Source organism: Actinomycetospora soli (assembly GCF_021026295.1).
Classification (GTDB): Bacteria; Actinomycetota; Actinomycetes; order Mycobacteriales; family Pseudonocardiaceae; genus Actinomycetospora; species Actinomycetospora soli.
Map to the genome: position 1 here is coordinate 89,726 of NZ_JAJNDA010000017.1, position 25,939 is coordinate 115,664.

The window sequence follows — 25,939 nt, forward strand, 5'->3', positions numbered from 1 at the left end:
CGGCCATGGCCGACCGCAGCGAGCACGGCACCGTGCTCACGTACGACCCGATCGAGTTCCCGTTCTCGACCGTCGTCGCGAAGATCCTGGACACGCCCGACCTGGAGAAGATCCACGAGCTGGGTCGCCGGGCGGACGTGGACAACCACGACCAGGACTCCGACGACCACTCGCTCTTCTACCGCGAGTACGACCAGGTGCGGGACCTCTACGACCGCTTCCTCGTCGAGTGGATCCTGCCGCAGTACGGCGAGGACCTCGCCGTGCAGCGCGTCCCCACCTTCCGGGTGCACCGCCCGGGCAGCGTGGCGGTGTCGGAGTTCCACAAGGACTCCGACTACAACCACCAGCCGGCCACGCTGAACTACTGGCTGCCGCTGACGCGCGCCTACGGCACCAACTCGATGTGGATCGAGGACGCCCCGGGCAGCGACACGTTCTCGCCGGCCGTCGTCGAGCCCGGCGAGGTGTTCCGGTTCGACGCCGTGAACAACCGCCACGGGAACTACCCGAACGACACCGACACCTCGCGCGTCAGCTTCGACTTCCGCGCGATCCCGCTGCGCCAGTTCGTCGACGAGGGCAAGTCCACCGTCAACGCCAAGCGCCGCATGGACCTGTCGGGCTACTACCGCAGGCTCGACGCGGACGGGACGCTGGGTGCCTGACGGCCTGTGAGTACTTCTGACGGCGATGACCGTCAGAAGTACTCACGGGCGCGAAGCGCACATCTCCTCGATCCCTCGGGTGGCCCGCCACCCGAGGGCGTCGGCGATCCGCGACGCGTCGGCCACCACGCGGGCCGGGTCGCCCGGGCGGCGCCCGACGATCTCGTAGGGCACCTCGTGCCCCCGCACCGCCGACACCGCCGCGATCACCTCGAGCACGCTGGTCCCCGCGTTGCGGCCCACGTTGAGCGCCCCCGGGGACCGCCCCTCCAGCAGCGCCGCGGCCGCCGCGACGTGCGCCTCGGCCAGGTCCTCGACGTGCACGTAGTCGCGCAGGCACGTCCCGTCCGGCGTGGGCCAGTCGTCCCCGAACACCCGGACCGGCTCGCCGCTCCGCGCCGCGCGCTCCACGAGCGGCAGCAGGTTCGTCGCGCCCCGGTCGGCCAGCGCCGCCGAGGCCGTGCCCGCCACGTTGAAGTAGCGCAGCGCCGTCCAGCCCAGCCCCTCGGCCTCGGCGTGCCGGCGCACCGCCCACTCCCCCGCGAGCTTCGTCTCGCCGTAGGGGCTGGTCGGCAGCGTCGGGTGGTCCTCGCCGACCGGCTCCGCCGCGGTCTCGCCGTACACGGCCGCGCTCGAGCTGTAGAGGAACCGTCCGATGCCCGCGGCCGTCGCGGCGCGCAGCATCGCGACCGTCCCGCCCACGTTGTGCTCGTAGTAGGTCAGCGGTTCCGCCACCGACTCCGGCACCGACTTCTTCGCGGCCAGGTGCACCACGCCCGCGACGTCCCGACGACGGGTGAGGTCGGCCAGGACCGCCCCCAGACCCGGGTCGAGCAGGTCGTGGTGCAGCAGCTCGACGTCGTCGGGCAGGCGTTCGCGCAGGCCGGTGGACAGGTCGTCGAGGACGACCGCGTCGTGGCCCGCGGCCCGCAGGGCGCGCAGCACGTGCGAGCCGATGTACCCGGCACCGCCGGTCAGCAGCCAGGTGGAGCTCGGGACGTCCATCGGGAGGTCACCCTAGTCAGCGACGGCCGCCGCCCCCGGGGAGGGGACCGCCGCCCGGGACCGCTCCGGACCCCCACGAGTAGCATTCCCACCGATGAGCACCCGGTCCACGGCGATCGCACGAGGCGTCGCGATCCAGGTGCTCGCCAAGTTCTCGGCGCTCCCGTTGTCGATGGTGACCCTCGGCATCGCGACCCGCTACCTCGGCGAGGGCGGGTACGGCGTCCTCGCCGCGGCCGTCGTCTTCGCGCAGACCTTCGAGGCGTTCACGGAGCTCGGCCTGGGCACGATCATCGTGCGCCGGGTCGCCGGGCTCGGCGGGAACCTCGAGCGCCTCGTCGGGATGAACATCTCCTTCTCGACGCTCTACGCGGTCCCGCTGGCGATCATCGCCGCGATCGCGGGCTTCGGGGTCTACTGGGGCGACTACGAGCAGCAGGCCGCCGTCGCCGTCCTCGCCGTCGGGCTGATCTTCACGACGGTCTCGTCGTGCTACGAGCCGGTCTTCGACGTCAAGGTCCGGTACTCGTCGGCGGCCTCGGCCGAGTTCTTCTCGCGGGTGCTCACGCTCTCGGCGGCCGCCTCCGTCGCCTACTTCGACTGGGGTCTGCTCGCCATGTGCGCGGTGCAGATCATCCCGCAGGCGCTGCGACTGGTGATCCAGTGGTGGGGCGCGCGACGGCTCACGACGCTGAGCTGGGTGGTCGACTGGCCGGAGATGTGGCGGCTGCTCAAGGAGGCCTTCCCGCTCACGATCATCTCGATCATCGCGGTCCTCTACTGGCGCGCGGACGGCCTGCTGCTCTCGATCCTCGGGACGCAGGAACAGATCGGCGGCTACTACGCCGCCCTCCAGATCGCGTTCACCCTGACGCTGATCTCGCAGGTCTTCGAGCGCTCCGTGCTCTCGACGATCAACGAGACCTACAACTCCGACCGCGAGCGCTTCGCCCGGGCGGTCGACCAGGGCTACCGCTTCCTGCTGCTCGTCGGCTTCCCGATCGCGGTGATCGGCTGGCCGCTCGCGCAACGGATGGCCGACCTCGTCGGCGGGTCGAACGGCGTCGGCGCCTTCGCCGGACCGCCGCTGCAGTTCTTCTTCATCGCCGTGGCCATGACGTTCCTGTCGGCGATCGTCTCCGACGGACTCATCGCCGCCCACGAACAGCGCTACCTGACGACGATGTCGACGATCAACCTCGGCATCAACATCGTCGGCAACATCATCCTCATCCCGCACCTGGGCGCCGTCGCCTGCGGCATCATGCTGATCGTCACCGAGACGATCGGTGTGCTCGCCTCGCAGTGGCGCCTGCGCCGCCACGGGGTGCACCCGCTGCCGTTCGGCTACCTCGCCCGGCTCGTGCCGGCCGGTCTGCTCGCCCTGGGCGCGATCTGGCTGACCTACGACCTGCCGCTGCTGATCCCGCTGGCTGCGGGCGGGATCGCCTACTTCGCCGGCGCGCTGCTCGTCGGCGCCATCCCGCCGGCGATGCGCAACGCCCTGCTCGGGGCGCTGCGTCCGAAGAGCCTCGACCGCATGGAGGCCGAGGCGGCCGCCGAGAACGCCGACGACGGGATCGGCGTGGCCCCGTCGGCGCCCACCGTCGACCCCCGGATCGACCCGGCCGGGGTCGGCCTCGACGCGGCGACGACGGTCCTGCCGGGCATGGCGCGCGTCCCGGAGGGACGCAGCGCGCCCGACGCGCTCGACGCCGAGACCGCGCAGATGAGGCCCACCGTGGCGGCCGGCACCCGCAGCGCGCCGCGACGGGACTTCGCCGACATCACCGACGTGCCCACCATGGAGCTCGACATGGCGGCGCTGCAGACCATCCGCATGCGCCAGCAGGGCAAGTTCGTCGAGATGCGCGTCATCCGGAAGGGCTGACCGGGGCGGGCGGCGGGTCACTCCCGGGGCCGTGCCACGATCGCGGGGTCCGGAAACGGGGTGGACGGCGAAGGAGACCGAGGGTCGTGTCGGGTCGTGAACTGGCGGTCCTGATCGTGTCCTACCGGCGGGCCGACCTGCTGGACCGGGCGCTGCGCAGCGTCGAGAAGCACCTGCCGGACTCGCCCGTGCACGTCTGGGACAACGCGTCGTCGGGCTCGGACGAGGTCCGGGCGCTCGCCACCTCCTGGCCGCGGGTGCGGTGGACGTTCTCGGAGTCCAACCTCGGCTACATCGCGGCGATGAACCGGCTCGCGGCGCAGTGCCCCGAGGCCGACATGCTGCACCTCAACCCCGACGCCGAGCTGATCGGTCCGTTGACGGCGGCGCGGGCGGCCCTCGCACAGCCCCGCGTCGCCGCGGTCTCGCCGACCGTGCTCGACCCCGAGGGCCGGGAGCGGCCGTGGGACGTCGCGCACCGCGAGCAGAGCGTGCTGCGCAACCTCCTCAACGCCGCCGGCTACGCGAAGCAGCTCCGCGACCACCCCCGCCTGGCCGGGCTCTCCGACCTCTACCCGAGCGCGCCGCACGACGTCGACGGCTACATGGCCGGCTGCTGCCTGCTCATCTCCCGCGACGCCTGGACCGCGCTGGGCCCGTTCGACGAGCGCTTCTTCGTCTACGGCGAGGACGCCACCTGGCAGCCCGCCGCGCGGCGCGCCGGGTGGACGCTCAAGCTCGTCGACGACGACGGGCCGCAGGTCCGGCACACCGCGGCCGGCACCCAGACCGGCGACCCGGGCGCCTCGCAGCGCGGCGTCGACCTGCTGCGCGCCGCCCAGGTGATGGCGCTGGGCAACACCGGCAACCGCGGGCCGGGCACCGTCTTCTCCCTCGGCGCCGCCGTGCTCGACCGGGTGCAGCGCTCGAAGCGCACCGACCGCCGTCGTCGTCGGGAGGCCCAGACCGAGCAGGCCGCGGGCCGGCCCGGCGTCGTCGTCACCACCAACCAGCTCACCCTCGGCGGCGCCGAGCGCCAGCGGGTGCTGCTGGCGAACGCCCTGGTGGACCGGGGCCACCCGGTCACGCTGGTCTGCCTGCAGGGCCTCGGCCTCTACACCGCCGAGCTGGACCCGCGGGTGCGCCTGGCGTTCGTCCCGTGGTGGCAGCCGACCGTGGAGGTGGCGGGCGAGGACGCCGTCGTCGTCGGCGGGGTCACCAACACCGAGGTCGCCTTCGCGCGGGCCTGGCGGGCGCTCGGGCGGGTCACGGGCCAGCGCCGGCGGTGGATGCCCGCCACGCACGACCCGGCCCGGCTCGACCGGCCCACGTACTCGGGCGCGGTCGCGTCCCTGCTGCGCTCCGCGGACGCGCTGCTCGTGCTCTCGGCGCAGCACCACGTCGACCTGACCCGGCACCAGGCCCTCACCGACGTCGTCATGGCGGCCCCGAACGGGATCCCGGCCGCCGCGGCCCGGCCATTCCGGGCGACCGGCACGGGGCCCGTGCGGTTCGCGATGCTCTCGCGCATCGTCGAGTACAAGAACCCGCTGCTGCTCATCGACGCCCTGGTCGCCACCGGCCGCGACGACTGGACGCTCGACATCTTCGGTGACGGGCCCGACAAGGCCCGCCTCGAGGCGCGGACGCCGGACGCGGTGCGCGACCGGGTGCGCTGGCACGGACAGGTCTCCGGGCCCGACGCCGCGTTCGCCGAGACCGACGTCCTCTGCGTGCCGAGCGACTTCGAGGCGTTCCCGCTCGTCATGGTGGAGGCGATGACCCGCGGGGTGCCCGTGATGGCCTCGGCGAGCGGCACCGTGCCCGAGATGCTGGACCACGGGGTCGCGGGGGTCGTGGTGTCCCCCGCGACCGTGGAGACCTGGGCGGCGGCGCTGACCGCCGCGCTGGTCGACCGCGACCGGCTGGCGGCCCTCGGTGCGGCGGGCCGGGAGCGGGCGCTCGCCCACTACACCGACGCCGCGATGGCCGACGCCTACCAGCGGGCCCTCGCGCGGCTGTTCGACCGGCCGATCCCCGGCGCGCCCGACGGCCGGGCGGAGATGCTGTGAGGGTCCTCTGGCTGTCGCCGTGGCTGCGCACCCTCACCCGGGTGCAGGTCGACGCCCTCACCTCCGCGGGCCACGAGTGCCTGGTGGTCACGACCGACCAGCACTACGAGAAGGTCGCCGCCCGTCCCGACGAACGGGTCCTCGACCCGGCCATCAAGGACCCGCGGACCCTCCCCGCGCTCGCCCGGGTGACCGCGGAGGCGCGCCGCTTCGCCCCCGACGTCGTCGTCTCCGAGCTCATGCACGACCCGCGGTGGCTGCCGATGACCCGGCTCGCGCCGCTGGTGCAGGTCGTCCACGACGACCGCCCGCACGACGCGACCGAGGAACGGCCCTGGCACCAGCGGACCGTGCTCGACCACCAGACCCGGTCGGCGGCCGCCGTCGTCGCACCCAGCGCCCACGTGGCCGCCGTGCTGTCGGCGCGGTTCGGGCGCCGGGTCGACGTGGTGCCGGTGACCTCCGACGTGCCCGAGTCGGCCCTGCCCGCCGTCCCCGTGCCCGCCTCCGCACGGCGGGACTTCGTGCTGCTGGGCCGCATGTCGCCGTACAAGAACGTCGAGGTGGCGCTCCGGGCGTGGGCGACGCACGTGGCGTCGTCGTCGTTCCGCGGGGACCGCCTGGTGCTGCTCGGGAACGGCCCGCTGTCCGAGCTCACGCTGCCCGAGCACGTCGAGTGGCGCCGGGAGCACTTCTCCTACGCCGACGTGCTCCCCGACCTGGCGCGCGCGAAGGGCTCCCTCGCGCACTACCGGCTCGCGACGCAGAGCGGCGTGCAGGTCCTCTCCATGCAGCTGGGCGTCCCCACGGTCGTCTCCGACTCCGGCGGGCTGCCCGAGTTCGCGCCGCCGTCCCTGCCGCCGCTGAGGATCGACGACGTGGCCGGTCTGGTGTCCGTGTTCGGTCGCCTGGCCGACCCGGAGGTGGCCGCCGAGGTCGGGGCGGCCGCGCGGTCGCACTACCTGGCGCACTTCTCGGCCGACCGTGCCGCCGAGGGGTGGACGTCGGTGTTCACGCGCGTGGCGGGCGGGCGCTGACGGCGGCTGCCGCCCAGGTCGACCGGCCGCCAGGGTGGCCGGCCGCCAGGGTGACCGGCCGCCAGGTTGACCGGCCGCCAGGTTGACCGGCCGCCAGGGTGACCGGCCGCCAGGGTGACCGGCCGCCAGGGTGACCGGCCGCCAGGTTGACCGGCCGCCAGGTTGACCGAAGGGCACCCTCGGTCGGGTAGACGGGCCGTGGGCGCCCTTCGCCAGTCACGGTGCCGCCGCACGGCACGCGGCGCCTCCATCCCTCGGAACGACGACGGCCCGGCGCCGGAGCGGGGTGCTCCGGGGCCGGGCCGTCGGGTCGTACCGGGTCAGGCGTCGCGCGATCCACCGCGGTCGGCGTCGCCCGAGGCGGCCGAACCGACGCGGTTCGGCGTGCCGTTCGGACGCGGTCGCGGGGTGGGGCTGGGCCCACCCTTGCGGCGCATGTCCACCGCGACGGTGTCGGCGTCCAGCCCGGCGGCGCGGGCGGGCGGGGTGTTCCCGCCCGGCGTGACGCTCGGGCTCGGCGACGACGAGCTCTTCGGCTTGATCGACACCGGCTTGCCGGGCGCGGGCCGCCGCGGTGTCGGGGAGGACGACGAGGGCGAGGTGCCGACCGTGGTGGTCGGGGCGTCCGAGGCCCCGTCCGAGCCCGCCGGCTTCGCAGCGGCGACCGACCCGTTGGCGGCCGGGGACGGCTTCGGGCCGGGGCCCGGCTTGCCCTGTCCGTTCTGGCCGTTGGTGGCGCCCTTCGCAGTCGGCGACGGCTTCGCCGCCCCGCCCGGGGTGGACGGCGAGGGTCCGGACTTGGCCGGACCGGACGGGGCCGGACCCGACGGGGCCTGACCGGACTGCCCCGCCTTGCCCGGTCCCGAGGCCGACTGCCCCGGGCCCGCCTGCGCCGCGGACGAGCCGCTCTGCGCCGGACCCGCACTCTTCGAGCCCTGCGGCCCGGCGGCGCCGTTCGGCCCGCCCGGCTTCGCGCCGGACTGCTGGGGACCCGACTGCTGCTGGCCCGACTGTTGCTGCCCGGCCGGCTTGGGTCCGCCCTGCTGGGGACCCGCCGCGCCGTTCGGCCCACCCGGCTTCGCGCCGGACTGCTGGGAACCCGACTGCTGCTGGCCCGACTGCTGCTGCCCGGCCGGCTTCGGCCCGCCCTGCGGACCCACCGCGCCGTTCGGCCCACCCGGCTTCGCGCCGGACTGCTGCGGACCCGACTGCTGCTGCCCGGCCGGCTTCGCGCCGGACTGCTGGGGACCCGACTGCTGGGGTCCCGACTGCTGCGGACCCGACTGCTGCGGACCCGACTGCTGCTGCCCGGCCGGCTTCGGCCCGCTCTGGGCCGGACCGGACTTCGGGGCGTTGCCGTTGGTGCCGGGCGTCGGCGTCCCGGGGCCCGACGGGCCCTGCCCGCGGCCACCGCCGGCCTGGCCGGCCACGCCGTTCGCGGTTCCCGCGTTCTGCGCGCCGGGGCTCGGCTTCGCACCACTGGAGGGGCTCGGCGACGCCGCTCCCCCCGCGGACGGCTTCGACGGGCCACCGGGGCCCGGTCGGCCGTTCTGGCCGACGGAACCGGACGAGCCGTTCTGCTGCGGGCCGGGCTTCTGGGCGCCGCTCCCGGACTTCGCCGCGGCGGCTGCCGCCGCGCCCGCGGCAGCAGCACCGGCCGCGCCGGCCGCGACCGCACCGGCCTTGCCCGCACCGCCGCTCTCGGAACCCGAGGCGGCCGAGGCGGCCGAGGGGGACGCAGCACCCTGCGACGCGGAGGTGCCCGAGGTCCCGGAACCACCGGTTCCCGGGGCTCCGGACGCCGCAGGCGCGGACCCGGACGAGCCGGACTCGCCGTCCCGGCCCCCCGGCGTGCGCTGGGCGGCGTCGGGCGAGCCCGACGCGGCCGCCTTGGCCGCGGCGAGCTGGGCCGCCGAGACGGGCGTGGTCGGCGTCGGGTCGACGGCCGGCTGCGGAGCCGGCGGCCCCGAGGGCCGCGGCGGCGGAGGCAGCGGGCGACCGGGCGGCGGGTAGTAGCCGGGCGGCGGCCCGAGGACGGGGTTCGCGCCGGTGGGCGGGCCCATCATCGGCGGCCGCGCCCCGTCCGGGTCGCTGGAGACCCACGCCAGCACCCGGTTCCCGGTGCGGCGCACGGTCTGCGAGCCGTAGAGCACCACGCCCACGAGCACCAGCAGGAGCCCGGCGATCGCCCCGCCGGCCACCCGCAGCACCGAGCTCGACTGGCTCTGCGTCGGTGTCGACGGGTCGCCGGTGACGTCGGTGGTGATGCGCGGCGGCTGGCCCGGGGCCGGGGTCTCGAGGACCTGGACCGCCTGGGTGAACGACTGGGTCACCGCCCGGGCGGAGCGCACGGCGTCGTCCGGGCTCGCGCCCTGGACGTCGATGGTGAGCACGGTCGTCTCGCTGCCGGCGTTCGCGGTGACCCGCGAGGCGAGGTCCGGCTCCGAGATGCCGAGCTGCTGGGCGGCCGGGCCGAGGACCTGGTCGCTGGTGACGAACTCGGCGTACGTCGACATCCGCTGGTTGACGTACTGGTTCGCGTTGTAGACCTCGTCGGCGTCCCCGCCCCCGCCGCCGGACACGAGGACCTGGGCCTGGGAGGTGTAACCCTGCCCCGACACGCGGAGGTCCACGACGAGTCCGACGACGGCGCCGAGCACGGCACCGAGCACGAGCACCCACCACGCCTTGCGTAGCGCTGACGTCACGGTCATCGGTGTGCTCACTCCTCCATGGTGCCTGCGGGGACGGCAGGACGTCGGGGGGGACCCGGCGGCGGCATCGGGACGGGTGCCCCGGGAGGCCCGGGTCGACGCGCTCCGAAGGTCGGTCGGATCGGCCACGGCGACCACGTGGCGAACGCGCCGAGCGCCGCCATGAGGGTGACCGTGGTGAGGATCGCGGGTCGGTCGACGAGCATCGTCTGCAGGCTGGACTGCGCCGCGAGACAGGCCAGGCCCATCCCGACGACCACCACCATCGGTGCGCCCGGGGATCGTCGACGCCACGACAGCAGGACCGTCGAGAGGATCCGCGTGCCGGCGAACGCGTAGGCGAACAGCCCGAACACGCCCATGTAGAGCCAGATGCGCAGGTACTGGTTGTGGATGTACGGGCGCGGGTCGACGTACGGGCGGCTGAGGTCGTTGTTGTACTGCGGCAGCTCGCCGCCGTAGTACTGCCCGACGCCGACGCCCACGAACGGCTGCCGTTCGAGCGTGGCGTAGGCGGCCGCGTTCTCCCGCAGCCGGTCCGGGAGGCTGTCCTCGCCGTAGGCCTGCCCGGTGACGACGCTCGTGGCCCGCAGCGCGATCGCCTCGGCCTGCCCGCCGGCCAGACCCGTGAGCGCCACGCTGAGGCCGACGGCCCCGACGACGACGAGCACCGCGGCGCGGCGGACGAGCCCCTTCGGCCCGTGCGTGACCGCCGCGACGGCGACGATCAGCAGGATCAGCGGCGCCCAGGTGGAGCGGTTGAAGCTGGCCGCCTCGTGCAGGACGCCGATGAGCACCAGCCCGATCCAGAGCCAGCGCGGCCGGCGCGGCATGAGCGCGGACAGCAGGAGGATGAGCAGGGGCGCCCACATGTCGAGCGTCGGCCCCGAGAGCCGGGCGACCGAGGAGGTGTCCGACCCCGTGATGACCGAGCTGCGCTCGTCGACGAGCAGGCGCGACCAGCCCATGGCCGCCGCGACGAGCACGATCGAGCTGCAGACCCCGGCGATCGACAGCATCACCGAGATGAGCTGGTGCGGGCGGCGCGCGAAGGCGAAGTAGATCGGGAAGAAGGCCGCGACCACGAGCAGCGCCCGGTAGTTGTCGATCATCAGGCTGAACGACCCGCCGAGGGCCAGCGCGGCGACCGCGCCGATGGTCGCGGCGCCCAGGATGGCGATGATCGGCCACGTGAACAGCGGCCGCGGCGACCGGGCGATCCCCCGACCGCGCAGCAGCAGCACGAACGCGAGGACCAGGGACACCTCGAGCACCGTCGGCGTGACGGGTCCGAGCTTCACCAGGTCGACCTTCTCCGGGAAGACGCCGACCCCGGTGAACAGCAGCGCGGCCGACGACCAGCGCGGGTCGGCCTTCTTCCAGGTCCACACGGCGGCCGCGAGCACCGGGATCAGCGGGAAGATCGCGAGCCCCGTCAACCCGTAGCCGACGATCGAGAGCGCGGCGATGCCGACGGTGACCTTGCCGACCGGCGAGCGCAGCCCGTCGACGACCAGGCCCCGCAGCGCCTCGTGCATCACGGCCTGGTTGAGCTCGACCATGCGGCGGCGGGACCGGATGGTGAACGGGGCGAGGTCGCGCGACCAGCGCCCGGGGCGGAGCAGCGAGCACGCGAGCAGCGAGAGCACGAAGCCCGCGACCGCGCCGACGATGCCCCACCAGCGCGCCTGCTGGACGCCGTGGTCCACGGCCGGCCCGCCGGTGCTGACGACCCGGGCGGTCACCTTCGAGTCCGGCGAACCCGGGTAGCGCTCGCTGCCGACGACGACGTCCGCGAGTGCCTGCGCCGCGGTGCCCGCGTCGGCCGAGACGGTCGCGGCGTCGTCCGAGGTCACCGTGACCTCGAGGATCTCGGTGGCGGTGAGGTGCTTCGAGGTGATGCTCACCGCGGCCGGGTCGAACGGCGTGTTGCCGGGCCGCGCCCCGATCTCCGCGGCGCGCCGGGCCACGGCCTCGCTGTCGCCGAGGGTCTCCCAGGTGCTGAGCCGGTCCTGCACGTAGCGCGAGCCGCGGGCGATGTTCTCGTCCGTCGGCATCGTCGAGTTGAAGACCACCTCGGACGTGCTCTGCCAGCGCCCCACCGAGGCGAACACCCCGGCGAAGGTGATGCCGCCCGCGAGCAGCGTCGTCAGCACCACCACGGCGGTGGCGACGCGGAGGTGCGGGCTGCTGCGCCGTCCCGTCGGCGGGCCGGGCTGCTGCCGCGGGGCCCGGGGCCCGGGCGCGGAGCCCGGGGGCCGGTGGGCCTCGACTGCCGTCATGCCACGCGTCCCATCCCTCGATCGTGTCGGTCCGGCCGTACGGTTCCCGTCACACGTCCGCCCGCGACGATGCCTCGGCCGGACGGCGGCGTCGGCCGCTCCCGCCCGGGCAGTCTAGGGCCGCCCCCCGACAGCACGGTCACCCGCCGGTGGGCGGGGCCGTCCGGAGCGACCGTTCCGCAAGACGCCGCGCCGCCCGCGGACGTGCGTCCCCGGTGACGTGGGTCACCTCGCGTGCCCGTCTCAGGCCCGTCGTTCGGCCACCCGCACCACGGGGTCGACGACGACCCAGCGCCCGCCGGCGGCCTCCACCTCCGGGATGCGGCCGCGCATCTCCTCGAGCAGGTCGGTGACGAACAGGACGACCTCGTCCGGTCCGCGGCGCGCCACCTCGTCGGGGCCCACGATCGGCACCGGCACACCGGGGAAGCGTCGTCCCTGCTTGCCCGGCGACCCGTCGGCCACCGCCGGCAGCAGGTCCGGCCCGATCCGCGCCCGGTTGAGCAGCGGCACGGCCCGCGACGCCGCGGCGTACCCGAGCACCGAGCGCCCGGCGTCGCGCACGGCCCGGAGGTGCTCGGCCAGGGCGTCCGCGCTCGCGGCCGTCGCGCCCTCGAGGGTCCCGACGACCGCGGGGTCGAGCACCCCGGCGGCCGTCTCCGCCTCGACGAGCGCCGCCACCGACGCCGGGTCGGCGGGGCCGCCCACCCCGGTCCGCCGGGCGGCCAGCAGCACGGTCCCGCCGTAGAGGTCGAACCGGAACGCGTGCGTGGCCTCGAACCCGACCTCCTCGAGCATCCGCACCAGCACCGGCGTCGAGTAGTAGGCGAAGTGCCCGTGCCGCAGCGCGTTCCACCCGCCGTCGGCGACGATCGCGGCCAGCGTGTGGAACTGCAGCAGCAGCGTGCCCTCGGGTGCCACCGCCGCCGCCCGTCGGGCGAGGCCCGCGGCCTGGTCGGCGTCGTGCATCAGCCCGAAGCAGTCGATGACGAGGTCGGCGCCCGCGCCCTCGTCGACCGGGGCGAGCCCGACGGCGTCGAGCAGGTCCAGCCACGACCCGCCGTGCGGGCTGCCGAACTCCGTCACCGTCGTCCGGGCCGTCCCGTCGGGCGCCGTCAGCAGCCCGGCGCCGCGCACCCGGTCCACCGCGTCCCGCGCCTGGTCGACCATCGCCTGCGGCTCCGCCCCCCGCGGCTCCTCCGGCGTGGTCGGGTCCTCGGCGAGGTTGGCCAGGCCGCACCCGGAGCACAGCCACATCCGCAGCGGGTGGACCGGGTCCGGGCCCGGGTCGTCGAGCGCGGGGAAGTGGTCGGCCGCGGGCTGGTCACCGAGGTCGAGCACCAGCGTGCCCTCGGTGGAGCCGCACCAGCGGCAGGTGACGGTGGCGGAGACCTCGCGGGTCACGGGGGGTCCTTCCTGACGGCGGGTCGATGCGTGCTGGGAGGGTGGTGGCCATGGAGGTTCGCACGAGCGCGATCGACGGTGTCCTGGTGTTCGTCCCCACGCCCCACCGGGACGACCGCGGGTTCTTCACCCGCACGTTCGACACCGCGATCGGCGCGGAGCACGGCGTCGACCTCGGTGCCCTGGCCCAGGACAGCCAGTCCCGGTCCCGCGCGGGCACGATCCGCGGGATGCACGGCCGGCGCGGGGCCGGCGAGGCGAAGCTGGTCCGGGTGGCGCACGGGGCGGTGCACGACGTGCTGGTCGACGCCCGCCGGGGGTCCCCGACCTTCGGCACCGTCGCGAGCTTCCGGCTCGACGACGTCGACCACCACCACCTGTACGTGCCCGCCGGGCTGCTGCACGGCTTCCAGGCGATCACCGACGCCGACGTCTGCTACCGCATCGACCGGCCGCACGCGCCCGGCGAGGACATCGGGGTGGCCCACGACGACCCCGACCTGGCCATCACCTGGCCGGTCGAGGTCACCGCGATCTCCGAGCGCGACCGGACGGCCGGCTCGTGGAAGGACCTGGTGGAGACGCTCTAGACGGGCCGCAGCGTCGCGTCCAGCGTCCCGGCCTCCTGGCGGGCGTGGAGCACGGCGAGGCGGGTGAAGCGCCGGTCGAACGACTCCTGGGTGAGGCCGCGCGCCCGGTACTCCCGCAGCAGCTCGGCGGCGCCGTCGGCGACCGACCAGGCGGCGCGGAACTCCGGCAGTTCCTTCTCGATCCGCGAGAAGTCCACGCGGTAGGAGCGCGGGTCGCCGCCGGTCTCCCCGGTGACGATCAGCTCCGCCTCGGGGACGGCGACCTTCACGGCCTCGGCGATGTCGCGGACCTGCACGTTGTTGTCGGTGCGGCCCACGTTGAACGCCCGCGCCCGCACGACCTCGGCCGGCGCCTCCATCGCCGCGATGGCGGCGGAGACGATGTCGCGGCCGTGGCACAGCGGGCGCCACGGCGTGCCGTCGCTCATCACGAGGATGCGGCCGGAGAGCACCGCGTGGCCGACCAGGTTGTTCAGCACGATGTCGGCGCGCAGGCGCGGCGAGAAGCCGAACGCGGTCGCGTTGCGCATCGAGACCGGGACGAACTCCTCCGACGCCAGGTCCACCAGGTCGGACTCGACGCGCACCTTGGACTCGGCGTAGGGGGTCACCGGCTTCATCGGCGCCTCCTCGTCGAGCACGTCGGCGGTCCCGGAGGCGCCGTACACCGAGCAGGTCGAGGCGTAGACGAAGCGCCCGACGCCGGCCTCCTTCGCCAGCCGCGCGAGCCGCGTCGAGGCGTGGTGGTTGATGTCGTAGGTGTGCTCGGGGGCGAGCGAGCCCAGCGGGTCGTTCGACAGCGCCGCGAGGTGGATCACGGCGTCGAAGCCCTGCAGCTGCTCGACGGTGACGTCGCGCAGGTCGACGGCGAGCGCCGCCGGGTCGGGCTGCTCCAGGGAGCCGAGGACGCAGTCGGCGTACAGCCCGGAGTCGAGGCCGACGACCTCGTGGCCCGCCGCGGCGAGCATCGGGGAGGCCAGGGTCCCCAGGTAGCCCTGGTGGCCGGTCAGCAGGACGCGCACGTGCAACAGCTCCGTTCGGTGTTCTAGACACCCACCAGCAGGCGGGTCGGGTGGAAGCCCTCGGCGTAGCGGACCCCGGCCTGCACCCCGCGGATCCGCGCGAGGCCGCGGAAGGCCTCGTCGTCGAACCAGGTGCGACCGGTCTGCGAGGGGTAGTGCTCGTGCAGCAGCCGGATCTTGTCGTCCACGGCCTCCTGCGACAGCGGCCACAGCAGCGGCGGCTGCGCGAGGTCGGGCTCGGCCTTGAGGATCTCGTAGCCGAGCGTCGCGTGGTCGCGGAAGACGGTGGGGACGAGCCGGGCCAGCTCGCGGTGGTCCTGGTGGTCGTCGGCGCGGTGGCCGGCGAGCACCAGGTCGGGCTCGGTGGTGCGCCGGAAGGTCTCCAGCGCCTCCTTGGCCCGGTTCCAGTGGTGGGGCAGGCGCCCGTCGGGCATGTCCAGCACGGTGACCTCGAGCGAGGCCCCGGGGCAGAACGCGGCGAGCGCCGCGCGCTCCTCGGCCTCCCGGGGCGTGCCGCCCCCGGAGAGCACGAGCGCCCGCACCCGCAGCCCGGGCCGGGCACGGCAGATCGTCAGGAGCGTGCCGCCCGCGCCGATCGGGATGTCGTCGCAGTGCGCACCCAGCAGGACGAGCTCGTCGAGGCGCTCCGGGACCAGCCGCCGCATCACGTCAGTGCTGCAGCTCGCGGGTGACGAGGCTCTCCAGCGGCGTCATGTCCGGCTCCTTCTCCCACAGCATCCACGGACGGGTGCCCGCGCGGTAGGAGGCCTCGAGCTGGTTGCGCTCCTTCAGGGTGTCCGCCGGGAGCCAGAAGCCCTCGTACGGGTAGCCCATGAGCTTGCCCTCGGCCGCGAGCGCCGTGCAGGCGTCGCCGACGAGGTCGCCGTTCTCCGGGATGCGGTCGATGACCGAGGGCCGCAGCACGAAGTAGCCCCCGTTCTCCCGCACCCCCATGTCGGTGACCGGGTGGATCGAGGTGATCCGGTCGTCCGCGTCGGACTCCACGATGTGGAACACCGCCTGCGGCAGCACCGCCAGCAGCGCCGCCTCGGCGTCCGAGTCGGAGAACCGCTTGACCATCTGGTCGAGCGGGGCGTCGGTGAGGACGTCGGCGTAGTTGGCGAGGAACATCTCGTCGTCCTCGACGAGGTGGCGCACCCGCCGCAGCCGCTCCCCGATCGGCGACTCCAGGCCGGTGTGGACGAAGTGGATCGTCCAGTCGGCGATGTCGGAGCCGCCGAGCTCGATCTGCCCCTCCCGCAGGGTGAAGTCGTTCGACTCCGTCTCGCGGTAGTTGAGGAAGTAGTCCTTGATGTGGTGCGAGCCGTAACCCAGGCAGAGGATGAACTCCTTGTGCCCGAAGTGGGCGTAGTAGCGCATCACGTGCCAGATCAGCGGGCGCGGCCCGACCATCTGCATCGGCTTGGGGACGTCGGAGTCCCCATCCCGCATCCGCATGCCGAAACCGCCGCAGAACAGGACGACCTTCACTGCAGTACCTCTCGGGTTGACTCAGGCAGGGGTGCTGCCGGGCTCCACGACCTCGAGGGCCGGGATCGGGAACACGAGCTTGCCGCCCCACTCGGCCACCGGCGCCAGCTGGGCGGTGATCTCGTCGCGCAGGTTCCACGGCAGCACGAGCACGTAGTCGGGCCGGTCGGCGTCGATGCGCTCCGGCGGGTGGATCGGGATCCGCGTGCCGGGCGTGTACCGCCCGTGCTTGTAGGGGTTCCGGTCCACGGTGTAGGCGAGCAGGTCCGGGCGGATGCCGCAGTAGTTCAGCAGCGTGTTGCCCTTGCCCGGCGCCCCGTAGCCGACCACCGTCTTGCCGGCGTCGGCCGCGTCGATCAGGAAGCGCATCAGGTCGTTGCGGATGCGCGAGACCTCACGAGCGAAGCCCGCGTGGCCCTCGACGGTGTCCAGGCCGGCCTTGGCCTCGTCCGCGAGCACCTTCCCGACGGCGGGTGAGCGCTCGGCCCCCAGCTCGCTCGGCCGGGCCCAGAGCCGGATCGACCCGCCGTGGGTCGGGACCAGCTCGACGTCGACCAGGTCGAGACCGCCGCCGGCCAGCGCCCTGATGGCCGTGCCGACCGTGTAGTACTGGAAGTGCTCGTGGTAGATCGTGTCGAACTGGCGGTAGGCCACGAGGGTCAGCAGGTGCTGCACCTCGATCGACACCCACCCGTCGTCGGCCAGCATCGCCCGCAGGCCCTGCGTGAAGCCCACGACGTCGGGGATGTGCGCGTAGACGTTGTTCGCGACGACGAGGTCGGCCGGGCCGTGCTCGGCCCGCACCGCCGCCCCGGTCTCCGGCGAGAGGAACGCCGTGACCGTCGGGACGCCCTTGTCGCGGGCCGCCTGGCCCACGTTCACGCTCGGCTCGACGCCGACCGCGCGCATGCCGTCGGCGACGACGTGCTGGAGCAGGTAGCCGTCGTTCGAGGCGGCCTCGACGACGAGCGAGTCGCGCGTCAGGCCCGCCCGCTCGGTGGCCGCGGTGACGAAGCGGCGCGCGTGCTCGACCCAGGAGGTGGAGAACGACGAGAAGTACGCGTACTCCGTGAACGTCTCGTCCGGGTCGATCAGCGGCGGCAGCTGCACCAGCAGGCACGACCGGCACACCCGCGGGTGCAGCGGGAAGGTCGGCTCCGGGCCCTCGAGCGCCTCGGCGGTGAGGAACAGCTCGCAGGGCGGGGTGGCCCCCAGGTCGACGAAGCTCTCCAGCTCCGTCGAGCCGCACAGGCGGCAGGCCAGGCTCGGCGCGCCCATCGTCTCTCCCGTCGCTCCGCTCGCTCCCATCAGTAGGCCCCGTCACCCCGGAAGACGGCCGAGACCGTCTTCCACAGGATGACCAGGTCCATGGCGGGCGACCAGTTCTCCACGTAGCGCAGGTCCAACCGGACCGACTCCTCCCACGACAGATCGGATCGGCCGCTGACCTGCCACAGACCCGTCATGCCCGGCCGCACCAGGAACTTGCGCTTGGCGGCGTCGGAGTAGGCGTCGACCTCTCCGGGCAGCGGCGGGCGGGGCCCGACCAGCGACATCGAGCCCCCGACGACGTTGAACAGCTGCGGGAGCTCGTCCAGAGAGTAGCGGCGCAGCATCGAGCCGATCCGGGTCACCCGGGGGTCGCGGCGCAGCTTGAACAGCGGACCCGACCCGTCGTTACCGCCCGCGACCACCTGGGCACGGAGACGATCCGCGTCCGGGACCATCGAGCGGAACTTGACCATGCGGAACGTCCGGCCCCGCAGCCCGACGCGCGTCTGGCGGTAGAAGACCGGCCCGCCGTCGAGCTTGACGAACAGCGCGATGAGCAGGAAGACCGGCGCCAGGGCGAGCACGAGAGCGATCGAGGCGGCCCGGTCGAAGAGCAGCTTGCCGATGCGCGGCACGCCCGACAGGCGCGGCTCGGTGAGGCGCAGCAGCGGCAGGCCGTCCACCGGCGCCACGTGCAGACGCGGGCCGGCGACCTCCATGAGGCCGGGGTCGACGACGAGCTCGGACCCGGTGCCCTCGAGGTCCCAGGCGAGACGGTGCAGCCGCTTCGGGCTCCAGCCGGGGGTCTGCGCGACGGCGACGACGCCGAAGCGGCCGGTCCGCACCGAGGCGGGGAGCGAGTCGAGGTCGCCGATCACCGGCACGCCCGCGACGTGGCCCTGGCCCTCCTCGCCGAGGCCGGTCGGGGTGCAGGCCCCGGTGACGACCCAGCCGATGTGCGCGACGCGGCGGGTGCGCTCGATGAGGTCGCGCACCGACTCCTCGGTGCCGATCGCGAGCACGGGCAGCAGGCCGCGCCCGCGCTTGCGGGCCTGGTGCAGCCAGCGGCGCAGCGTGTAGCGGCCGGCCATGGACAGCAGTCCGGCGACCGGGAGGATGCCGAACACCCACGGCCGCACGCCGGTGCGCTCGAGCACGAGGCCGGCCAGCGCGAGCAGGATCGCCGCGCTGACGTAGCCGCGCATCAGGCGGCTCCACTCCTCGGAGCCCTGGCCGAGCACCCGGGGGTCCCAGGCGCGGGCCGCGCCGATGGCCAGCGGCACCAGCACCATCGAGACGGCGGCCAGGACCCACGGGTTGGTGCCGCGGTCCGCGCTGCCGGCCCCGAAGCCGATGAGCGCGCCGAGCACGGCGCACACGGCCAGCACCAGCAGGTCGCTCGCCGCGACCGCCAGCGCGAACTTCGACTGCCAGCTCGTCGCGGTGGCGACGCTGCCCGGCTGCCCGGGTCCCTCGTCGTCCCAGATGCGGATGAAGCCCGGCGCGGTCGGGTCCGGGTCCACGAACGGCTCGGGAGCGTCCGCGGGCTGCCCCGAGGGGCGCGCCGTGGTGGTCGGCGCCCCTCCCGCCCGGGTGGTCGGGCGCGTCTCCGCCGCCCCCGGTCGAGCTCCGCTCCGCTGCGTCTCCGCCGCGATCGGTCGAGCTCCGCTCCGCTGCGTCTCCGCCGCCGTGCGCGCTCCGCCCCGCTGCGCCTCCGGCGTGGCCGGGATCTCGCCGGTGTCGGCCGGGTCGGTCCGGCCGTCCAGCTCGGTGCCGCTCACGCGTTCGCCCCTGTTCTGAGCGCCGGGGTGCGGCCGTGCGGCCGCGCTCCCGTCGCCCGACGTCGATCGTCGCCCGTGCGGTGGTGCGGGTGGCCGGGCGGGTGGCCGACGCACACGTCCCGTGTCCGTCCCACGCGCCCACCTCCCTCGCACGGCGTCCGCCACCGGCCGGCGGATCGGGTCCTCCACCACGAGAGACGCACGTGCGCCGGGCGGGTTGCGCTCCGGTCCCGCGTGAGTCACGTCATGATCCCGATCGCGGCTCCTGGTGGGGATCAACGAGGGCGCCGGTCCTCGGTCACGGGCGCGACCGGGGGCGCTGCGGTCCGTCGTGTCACCATGAGCGCTGCGGACCACCGGTCCGCTCATCCGCCGTGGTGTAAGGGCAACACCTCGGATTTTGGTTCCGATGATCCTGGTTCGAATCCAGGCGGCGGAGCAGCACGTCCGGGAGGGAACGTCGTGGAGGGCAGGCGTGTCGCCGCCGCCGGGGCCGTGGTCCACGACGCCACCGGCCGCCTCCTGCTCGTCCGCCGGGGCCGGGAACCGCAGGTCGGACGGTGGACCCTGCCCGGTGGCCGCGTCGAGCCCGGCGAGTCGCCGGCCGAGGCGGCGGCCCGTGAGGTGACCGAGGAGACCGGGATCGTCGTGACGGTCGGGCGGGAGTGGCTCGTGCTCGAGCGCCCCGGACCCGACGGCGTGGTCTTCGAGATCCACGACTTCACCGCCGACGTCCTCGGGGGTGAGCTGCGTCCCGGCGACGACGCGACGGACGCCGGGTGGTTCACCGCCGCGGAGCTGGCGGAGCTGCCGCTGACGACCGATCTGCTGGGGATCCTGGACCGCGCCGGCCTGTTGCCGCGGGTGTGACCCTGCGGGTCGATCAGTGTCCGGACAGTGAGGATCTCACAAGGGATGCAACATGCGTTTACCCTAAGAGAATGACCACGGCCGAGGCAGGAACGGGCACGCAGCCGTTCACGATCGACGGGCAGCTGTGTTTCGCACTGCACTCTGCCTCGCGGGCGATGACCGCCTGCTACCGCCAGGGCCTCGACGCCCTGGGCCTGACGTACAGCCAGTACGCGGTGATGCTCGTGCTCTGGCAGCACGACGCCGTGTCCATGGGCTACCTCTGCGAGCAGCTGCACCTCGACTCGGGCACGCTCTCGCCCCTGCTCAAGCGCCTGGAGAAGCAGGGCCGGGTGACGCGGCGCCGCCGGCCCGAGGACGAGCGCACGCTCGAGATCGCGTGCACCGAGGAGGGTCGGGCGCTCTACGACCAGGCGCGCGAGGTCCAGCGCGACGTCGAGCGCGCCACCGGCATGAACGGGTCCGACCTCGCCGCCCTGCGCGGGCAGCTCGACGACCTCGCCGACCGGCTGCGCACCGCGACCACCCTGCAGGAGCAGCAGGTCGGCCGGGGCTGAGCCCGGCTCCACGACGCAGGAGCACCCCGTCCGGCCGGACGGGCTCTTGCCTCCCTGATCGGTTGCGTGCAATCTCATCGGGTCTCTCCTGCCCGAGCAGGCAGGTCCCCTCCTCGCCGGGAGCGCCGCCGATGAGCACACCGACCCGTCTCCGCCCCGCCGCGACGCCCGCCGCCCGCTGTCCGGTGTGCCTCGCCGCCGTCGCGCCGGACCCCGACGGCACGGTGCGCGTGGTCGGTCTCGCCCCGCGCGAGGCGCCGCGCCTGTGGGTGTGGGGCCCGGCCGTGGTGCACGACGAGTGCCGCTACGACGTCCGGACCCCGCTCGACGACCGCACCGGCTACCTGCCGGTGGAGCAGCGGGTGCGCACCGCCGGCCCCTGATCCGACGCGGCCTCGTTTCCCGCCCCGGCCACGGGGGTAGTAGCGGACGTCTCACGTCGTCGCACCGGGGAGCCGACCCTTCCGTGACCCCGCAGGCCCCGCTCGACCTCGACCTGACGGCCCAGGCCGCGCCGCCCCAGGTCGGAGCCTTCCGCCGCTCGCTGCGCCGGTGGCTCGGCGAGGTGCTCGACGCCGTCGTCGGGACCGGCACGACGGCCACCGAGGACGAGCTCGAGGACCTCGCCGACGATCTCGTGCTCGCCGCGAGCGAGGCGCTCGAGAACGTCGTCGACCACGCCTACGCGGACGTCGACCCCGGCCCGATGTCGCTGCGGGCCCGGGTGCACGACATGACCGTCGCCGTGGTGGTGACCGACCGCGGGCGCTGGCGCGAGCCGCCGACGGGACCCTCCTCCCGGGGTCGCGGGCTGGAGATGATGGAGCGTCTCGCCGAGACGCGGGTCGAGCGGGCCGAGCCGGGCACGGTGGTCACGCTGTCCCGGCGCCTCCCGCACGAGGCGCACGAGCGGCCGGCCGCCCAGGCCTGAGACGCGCCGCCCCCGGGCGCGGCGGTCAGCGCAGGGCCGGCAGGCGACGGGTCACGTCGGCGTCGGCCTCGGGCTCCGCCGCGGCGAGGTCGGCGAACGCGTCGACCGCGAGGGCGGCGGGGCCGACGACCGCGAGCACCACGGCGACCGCGCCGAGCACGTCGCTGGGGTCGTGCAGGTCGCGGCCGACGAGGCTCACCCCGACCGCGAGCACGCCGAGGGCGAGGGCGACGACGGCGCCGACGCGCGGGGCGCGCGCGAGCCGCGGGGCCGAGAGCACGAGCACCGCGGCGACGGCCGCGAGCGAGGCGACCGCGGTGGTGTGTCCGCTGGGGAAGGCCAGCTCGCCGCCCCGGGTCCGCCCGACGATGGGCTTGAGCACGAGCGAGGTCAGCACCATCGCCGCCGGGGGCGCCACCAGCACCAGGGCGAGCCCCCGGCCGCCGCGGCCCCACCAGGCCACCGCCGCCGTCACCAGCAGCAGCACCGCCACGGGCACCGGGTCGCCCAGCGCGGCGAGGGCCTCCCCCACCACGGCCCGCGCCCCGTGGTGCATCGGCACGAGGGCGGCGAGCGCGCGGTCGAGGGGTCCCGCGGAGGAGGTCCCGGCCACCTGCACCGCGAGCACGCCCACGACCAGCACCCCGAGACCGACCGCCGGGAGCACCGCCCGTCGACCGGCCGGGGACACGAGTCGGGTGCCGGTCACACGGCCGTCGATCACCGCTCCGCTCTGCGCCATACGAGTCCCAACGACGCCGGGCCACCCGGGCTGCGCCTGCGGCGTCCGCATGTGCACAATTCCTGTGACACGGAGCGACGAGGCTTCCGCGCTCCGTGATCGACACCGGGTGACCCCGGCCTCCGTCGGGTCAGGGCGGAGGGATGGCGCGTGGAACGTCCGGGTGACGGCCGTGCCCAGCGTGACGACCCCACGCCGCGGGTCGGCGGCCTGCGCGGCCGGACCCTCGCCCACCCCGACGACGCCCCGCGGGCCAGCCTGCTGGCCCACGCCCGCGCGGCGAGCGCCCGCGCCGCCCGCGTCCCGCACCCCGAGTCCGCGACGGACCTCGGCACGCTCGTCGACCTGGTCGCGCGGGCCCGTCCCCGCGACCCCGGTACGCGCGCGGTGCTGCTGCGGGAGGCCGCCGCGGGTCTGCTCGCCGTCCGGGGCGCCGGGACCTGCCCGCGCACCGGGCGCCCGCCGGTCGACACCGACGCCGCCGAACGGATGCTCGACGAGCTCGTCGCCGTGGTCGCCGAGCACGGCCTGACCCTGTTCGCCGTGGACGCCGAGGCGCTGCTCGCCCGCCGGGCGCTGCTCGCCGACGACGAGGAGTCGGCGCTCGCCGCGGCGACCCGGGCCCTGACCCGGCTCGACGAGCAGGCCGCCGTGGACCGCGCCCCCTCCGAGCGCGAGCACCGCGGCAACCTGCAGGACACCTACCGGCTCGTCGCCTCGACCCTGGCGGCGCTCGGGCTGCACGAGAGCGCCCAGCCGCTCCTCGCCCGCGCCCGGGTGATCGCCGAGGACGACGGGGACCTGCTCGCCGCCGCCCGGAGCGAGCACGAGCTCGTCCGCGTCCTCGCCGCCTGGGGCCTGCGGCTGCAGCGGGCGGGCCGCGAGGGCGCCGCGCACCTCGAGGAGGCCGCCCACCGGGCGGGCGCGCTGCACGCCGAACCCGCCCTGCTGGGCACCGACCACCGCCGGGCGCAGCGGGCCCTGGTCTCGCTCGCGCGCCGGTCCGACGCGCCCGGGCGGTCCGCGGCCGAGGTCGCGGCGACCGCCCGCGCCGACCTGGAGGCGCTCGGCGCCGACCACGAGCCCGCGGCCGGCCTCTGCGACCACCTCCTCGTCGTCCTCGCCCGGGCGCGGGCGCTGGTGCTCCTGGGCCGGGCGGACGAGGCCGCCACGCGGCTCACCGAGGCCCGCGACCGGCGGCCGCGCGGGGAGCCCGGCCTGGCGCTGGCCCTGAGCCGCGAGCTGGTCCACGTCACGGCCGAGCAGCCGGGCGGGATCCCGGGACGGCGGGCGCTGCGCGACTACGCCGCCGATCTCGAGCGCGAGCTGTGGACGCTGCAGCAGGCGCGGGTGCTCTCGCTGCGGACCCGGATCGCCCACGAGCAGCTGCGTCGCGAGCACGGCGAGGTCGCCGCGCAGGCCCGGACCGACCCGCTGACCGGGCTGCCCAACCGTCGGGCGCTCGACGACGCCCTGGCCGACCACCTCACCACCGTCGCCGGGCGCGGCTCGGCGCTCGCCCTGGCCATGGTCGACGTGGACCGGTTCAAGACGATCAACGACCGCGTCTCCCACGCCCGCGGCGACGAGGTGCTCCGCCTGGTCGCGGAGACCCTGCGCCGGTGCCTGCGCGCCGACGACCTGGTCGCGCGCTACGGCGGCGACGAGTTCGTGGCCGTGCTGCCCGGCAGCTCCGAGACCGACGCGCGGGCCGCCCTGGAGCGGGCCGCGGCGGCGGTCGCGGCCGTGGCGGTCGGCGACGGGTCGTGGGTCTCGCTGTCGGTGGGCGTCGCCGGCACCACGCACTCCGGCGTGACGCCCGGGACGCTCCTCGCCCGGGCCGACCGCGCGATGTACGAGGCCAAGCGGGCGGGCGGTGGCGCCGTCGTGCTCGACGCGAGCACCGACACACCCGCCGACGGCCTGCTCGTCGGGGGGAGACGCAGCGGAGCGGAGCTCGACCTCGGGAGCGGCTGAGCGGCTCCCCCCGGGGCCGGTCGCGTCCGACCGGGGTGGGAGGATCGGGGTGACCGGGGCGCCGGTGCGTGTGCTCCGCGACGGCCCCGGACGGCCGTCGACCACCTCACCCGATCAGGAGCTGCAGAGCCGATGCCGCCGACCCCCGCCGCGGTCGTCGTCCTCGCCGCGGGAGAGGGCACCCGCATGCGGTCGGCCACCCCGAAGGTGCTGCACCCGGTCGGTGGCCGCAGCCTGCTGGGGCACGCCCTGCACGCCGCGGCCGGCACCACGCCGGAGCACCTCGTCGTCGTGGTCGGCCACGGCCGCGAGGAGGTCGGCACCCACTGTGCCCAGGTCGGCGCGGAGCTCGGCCGCGAGGTCCGTACCGCGGTGCAGGACCGCCGGCGCGGGACCGGGCACGCCGTCGCCTGCGGCGTCGACGCCCTGCCCGCCGCGGCGTCGGGTACCGTGCTCGTCTCCTACGGCGACGTCCCCCTGCTCGACGCGGCGACGCTGCGCGCGCTGGTCGCCGAGCACGACGACGCCGGCAACGCCGTCACGCTGCTGACCGCCGAGATGGACGACCCCACGGGCTACGGCCGCGTGGTGCGTGACGAGAAGGGCGGGGTCACCGCCATCGTCGAGCAGTCCGACGCCTCGCTCGACCAGCTCGCCATCACCGAGGTGAACTCGGGGGTGTACGCCTTCGACCTCGGCCTGCTCCGCACCGCGCTGGCGCGCCTGGGCACCGACAACGCCCAGGGCGAGCTGTACCTCACCGACGTGGTGGCGGTCGCGCACCGCGAGGGCCTCGACGTCGGCGCGGTGGAGCTGTCCGACCCCTGGCTGGTGACCGGGGTCAACGACCGTGTGCAGCTCGCTGCGCTGGGCGCGGAGCTCAACCGCCGGCTCGTGGAGCGGGCCATGCGCGCCGGGGTCACCGTCATCGACCCGCGCTCCACCTGGATCGACGTGGGCGTCCGGCTCGAGCGGGACGTCACCCTGCTCCCGGGCACCCAGCTGCACGGCACCACCAGCGTCGGCGAGGGCGCCACCGTCGGCCCCGACTCGACGCTCACCGACGTCGTCGTCGGCGCGCGGGCGACCGTCGTCCGCACCCACGGCAGCAACTCCGTCGTCGGCCCCGAGACCTCCGTCGGGCCGTTCGCCTACCTGCGCCCCGGCGTCGAACTCGCCGAGCGCGGCAAGATCGGCACCTTCGTGGAGGTCAAGAACTCCAGCATCGGTCGCGGCTCGAAGGTGCCGCACCTGACCTACGTCGGCGACGCGACGATCGGCGAGGGCAGCAACATCGGCGCCTCGAGCGTCTTCGTGAACTACGACGGGGTGGCCAAGCACCGTAGCGTGGTGGGCGACCACGTCCGGACCGGCAGCGACAACACCTTCGTGGCTCCCGTCACCATCGGGGACGGGGCCTACACCGGAGCGGGCACCGTGGTCCGCGAGGACGTCCCCCCGGGCGCGCTCGCGGTGTCATCGGGTCCACAACGGACGATCGAGGGCTGGGTGGAACGACGACGACCGGGCACCGCGGCCGCGGAGGCCGCCGGCCGGGCGTCGTCACCCGAGGGGGGACCGGGCGGATCGGCATCGGCGCCCGACCGCCGTGACCAGGAGGAGCAGTAGA

General features: G+C 75.0%; 21 protein-coding genes and 1 tRNA gene. 12 read left to right on the plus strand and 10 right to left on the minus strand.

Translation table 11 applies throughout. The annotated features are described in order from the left end of the window. The first annotated feature begins 5 nt into the window (after nt 1–5). Nucleotides 6–668, plus strand: a complete 663-nt coding sequence (locus tag LN037_RS24060; RefSeq protein ID WP_230758140.1) for a hypothetical protein — start codon at nt 6–8, stop codon at nt 666–668. A gap of 42 nt (nt 669–710) precedes the next feature. Here the strand turns inward: LN037_RS24060 and galE are convergent, their stop codons facing one another. Beyond that, the gene (galE, locus tag LN037_RS24065) at nt 711–1,673 is read right to left on the minus strand and encodes a UDP-glucose 4-epimerase GalE (protein ID WP_230758144.1); all 963 of its coding nucleotides are present in this window, start codon (nt 1,671–1,673) and stop codon (nt 711–713) included. Between the two features lie 94 nt (nt 1,674–1,767). On the opposite strand from galE, the gene LN037_RS24070 reads away from it, so the two are divergent. The 3 genes from LN037_RS24070 (at nt 1,768) to LN037_RS24080 (ending at nt 6,673) form a co-directional block, all read left to right on the plus strand. After that, complete coding sequence (locus tag LN037_RS24070) at nt 1,768–3,564, plus strand: flippase (RefSeq protein WP_230758147.1); 1,797 nt, start codon at nt 1,768–1,770, stop codon at nt 3,562–3,564. Nucleotides 3,565–3,650: 86 nt separating this feature from the next. Next, nucleotides 3,651–5,636 (plus strand): glycosyltransferase, encoded by a 1,986-nt coding sequence (locus LN037_RS24075; RefSeq protein ID WP_230758149.1) that lies wholly within the window; start codon nt 3,651–3,653, stop codon nt 5,634–5,636. Beyond that, the gene (locus tag LN037_RS24080; protein WP_230758150.1) at nt 5,633–6,673 is read left to right on the plus strand and encodes a glycosyltransferase; all 1,041 of its coding nucleotides are present in this window, start codon (nt 5,633–5,635) and stop codon (nt 6,671–6,673) included. The genes LN037_RS24075 and LN037_RS24080 overlap by 4 nt, the downstream gene beginning before the upstream one ends. A gap of 320 nt (nt 6,674–6,993) precedes the next feature. Here the strand turns inward: LN037_RS24080 and LN037_RS24085 are convergent, their stop codons facing one another. The 3 genes from LN037_RS24085 to LN037_RS33850 all read right to left on the minus strand — a co-directional run bounded on the left by LN037_RS24085 (nt 6,994) and on the right by LN037_RS33850 (nt 13,073). After that, nucleotides 6,994–9,387, minus strand: a complete 2,394-nt coding sequence (locus tag LN037_RS24085; protein WP_230758153.1) for a YveK family protein — start codon at nt 9,385–9,387, stop codon at nt 6,994–6,996. 8 nt (nt 9,388–9,395) lie between these two features. Next, a complete protein-coding gene (locus tag LN037_RS24090; RefSeq protein ID WP_230758160.1) occupies nt 9,396–11,669 on the minus strand; it encodes an O-antigen ligase family protein in 2,274 nt (757 codons plus the stop codon). 243 nt (nt 11,670–11,912) lie between these two features. After that, nucleotides 11,913–13,073, minus strand: coding sequence for a class I SAM-dependent methyltransferase (locus LN037_RS33850; protein WP_230758170.1), 1,161 nt, complete (start codon nt 13,071–13,073; stop codon nt 11,913–11,915). 50 nt (nt 13,074–13,123) lie between these two features. Here LN037_RS33850 and LN037_RS24100 point away from each other — a divergent pair, with 50 nt between their 5' ends. Continuing rightward, a complete protein-coding gene (locus LN037_RS24100; protein ID WP_230758171.1) occupies nt 13,124–13,663 on the plus strand; it encodes a dTDP-4-dehydrorhamnose 3,5-epimerase family protein in 540 nt (179 codons plus the stop codon). Here LN037_RS24100 and LN037_RS24105 read toward each other — a convergent pair. Genes LN037_RS24105 through LN037_RS24125 form a run of 5 tightly spaced genes read right to left on the minus strand, consistent with a single transcriptional unit; the run spans nt 13,660 to nt 19,229 of the window. Then, nucleotides 13,660–14,685: an NAD-dependent epimerase/dehydratase family protein gene (locus LN037_RS24105; protein WP_230758172.1), complete on the minus strand. Its 1,026-nt coding sequence runs from the start codon at nt 14,683–14,685 to the stop codon at nt 13,660–13,662. The genes LN037_RS24100 and LN037_RS24105 overlap by 4 nt on opposite strands. Nucleotides 14,686–14,708: 23 nt before the next feature. Beyond that, complete coding sequence (locus tag LN037_RS24110; protein WP_230758173.1) at nt 14,709–15,350, minus strand: PIG-L deacetylase family protein; 642 nt, start codon at nt 15,348–15,350, stop codon at nt 14,709–14,711. 4 nt (nt 15,351–15,354) lie between these two features. After that, the gene (locus tag LN037_RS24115) at nt 15,355–16,176 is read right to left on the minus strand and encodes a sugar phosphate nucleotidyltransferase (protein ID WP_230758176.1); all 822 of its coding nucleotides are present in this window, start codon (nt 16,174–16,176) and stop codon (nt 15,355–15,357) included. A 21-nt stretch (nt 16,177–16,197) separates the two neighbouring features. After that, nucleotides 16,198–17,454: a class I SAM-dependent methyltransferase gene (locus LN037_RS24120; RefSeq protein WP_230758180.1), complete on the minus strand. Its 1,257-nt coding sequence runs from the start codon at nt 17,452–17,454 to the stop codon at nt 16,198–16,200. A gap of 29 nt (nt 17,455–17,483) precedes the next feature. After that, nucleotides 17,484–19,229, minus strand: a complete 1,746-nt coding sequence (locus LN037_RS24125) for a sugar transferase (protein WP_230758182.1) — start codon at nt 19,227–19,229, stop codon at nt 17,484–17,486. Between the two features lie 368 nt (nt 19,230–19,597). On the opposite strand from LN037_RS24125, the gene LN037_RS24130 reads away from it, so the two are divergent. The 5 genes from LN037_RS24130 to LN037_RS24150 all read left to right on the plus strand — a co-directional run bounded on the left by LN037_RS24130 (nt 19,598) and on the right by LN037_RS24150 (nt 21,590). Further along, a tRNA-Gln gene (locus LN037_RS24130) sits at nt 19,598–19,668 on the plus strand. 23 nt (nt 19,669–19,691) lie between these two features. Continuing rightward, nucleotides 19,692–20,099, plus strand: a complete 408-nt coding sequence (locus LN037_RS24135) for an NUDIX hydrolase (protein ID WP_230758185.1) — start codon at nt 19,692–19,694, stop codon at nt 20,097–20,099. Nucleotides 20,100–20,170: 71 nt separating this feature from the next. Beyond that, entirely contained in the window at nt 20,171–20,659 is a 489-nt protein-coding gene (locus LN037_RS24140) for a MarR family winged helix-turn-helix transcriptional regulator (RefSeq protein WP_230758190.1), read from the plus strand. Nucleotides 20,660–20,790: 131 nt separating this feature from the next. After that, nucleotides 20,791–21,042: a hypothetical protein gene (locus LN037_RS24145; protein ID WP_230758192.1), complete on the plus strand. Its 252-nt coding sequence runs from the start codon at nt 20,791–20,793 to the stop codon at nt 21,040–21,042. Nucleotides 21,043–21,125: 83 nt separating this feature from the next. Then, nucleotides 21,126–21,590, plus strand: coding sequence for an ATP-binding protein (locus LN037_RS24150; RefSeq protein ID WP_230758194.1), 465 nt, complete (start codon nt 21,126–21,128; stop codon nt 21,588–21,590). Nucleotides 21,591–21,615: 25 nt separating this feature from the next. Here the strand turns inward: LN037_RS24150 and LN037_RS24155 are convergent, their stop codons facing one another. After that, entirely contained in the window at nt 21,616–22,299 is a 684-nt protein-coding gene (locus LN037_RS24155) for a phosphatase PAP2 family protein (protein WP_230758196.1), read from the minus strand. Between the two features lie 183 nt (nt 22,300–22,482). On the opposite strand from LN037_RS24155, the gene LN037_RS24160 reads away from it, so the two are divergent. Together LN037_RS24160 and glmU are read left to right on the plus strand one after the other, a co-directional pair. Then, nucleotides 22,483–24,309, plus strand: a complete 1,827-nt coding sequence (locus LN037_RS24160) for a GGDEF domain-containing protein (RefSeq protein ID WP_230758198.1) — start codon at nt 22,483–22,485, stop codon at nt 24,307–24,309. Between the two features lie 132 nt (nt 24,310–24,441). Further along, nucleotides 24,442–25,938 carry a bifunctional UDP-N-acetylglucosamine diphosphorylase/glucosamine-1-phosphate N-acetyltransferase GlmU gene (gene glmU, locus LN037_RS24165; protein WP_230758201.1) on the plus strand — a complete coding sequence of 499 codons (1,497 nt, stop codon included), beginning with the start codon at nt 24,442–24,444 and terminating at the stop codon, nt 25,936–25,938. Nucleotide 25,939 lies beyond the last annotated feature (1 nt).

What these genes read in the sequence shown, in the direction of transcription:
- LN037_RS24110 (WP_230758173.1), bottom strand. Translation starts at nt 15,350, where the DNA reads ATGCGGCGGCTGGTCCCGGAGCGCCTCGACGAGCTCGTCCTGCTGGGT.
- LN037_RS24140 (WP_230758190.1), top strand. Translation starts at nt 20,171, where the DNA reads ATGACCACGGCCGAGGCAGGAACGGGCACGCAGCCGTTCACGATCGAC.
- galE (WP_230758144.1), bottom strand. Translation starts at nt 1,673, where the DNA reads ATGGACGTCCCGAGCTCCACCTGGCTGCTGACCGGCGGTGCCGGGTAC.
- LN037_RS24120 (WP_230758180.1), bottom strand. Translation starts at nt 17,454, where the DNA reads ATGGGCGCGCCGAGCCTGGCCTGCCGCCTGTGCGGCTCGACGGAGCTG.
- LN037_RS24085 (WP_230758153.1), bottom strand. Translation starts at nt 9,387, where the DNA reads ATGACCGTGACGTCAGCGCTACGCAAGGCGTGGTGGGTGCTCGTGCTC.
- LN037_RS24090 (WP_230758160.1), bottom strand. Translation starts at nt 11,669, where the DNA reads ATGACGGCAGTCGAGGCCCACCGGCCCCCGGGCTCCGCGCCCGGGCCC.
- LN037_RS24060 (WP_230758140.1), top strand. Translation starts at nt 6, where the DNA reads ATGGCCGACCGCAGCGAGCACGGCACCGTGCTCACGTACGACCCGATC.
- LN037_RS24070 (WP_230758147.1), top strand. Translation starts at nt 1,768, where the DNA reads ATGAGCACCCGGTCCACGGCGATCGCACGAGGCGTCGCGATCCAGGTG.
- glmU (WP_230758201.1), top strand. Translation starts at nt 24,442, where the DNA reads ATGCCGCCGACCCCCGCCGCGGTCGTCGTCCTCGCCGCGGGAGAGGGC.
- LN037_RS24145 (WP_230758192.1), top strand. Translation starts at nt 20,791, where the DNA reads ATGAGCACACCGACCCGTCTCCGCCCCGCCGCGACGCCCGCCGCCCGC.
- LN037_RS24100 (WP_230758171.1), top strand. Translation starts at nt 13,124, where the DNA reads ATGGAGGTTCGCACGAGCGCGATCGACGGTGTCCTGGTGTTCGTCCCC.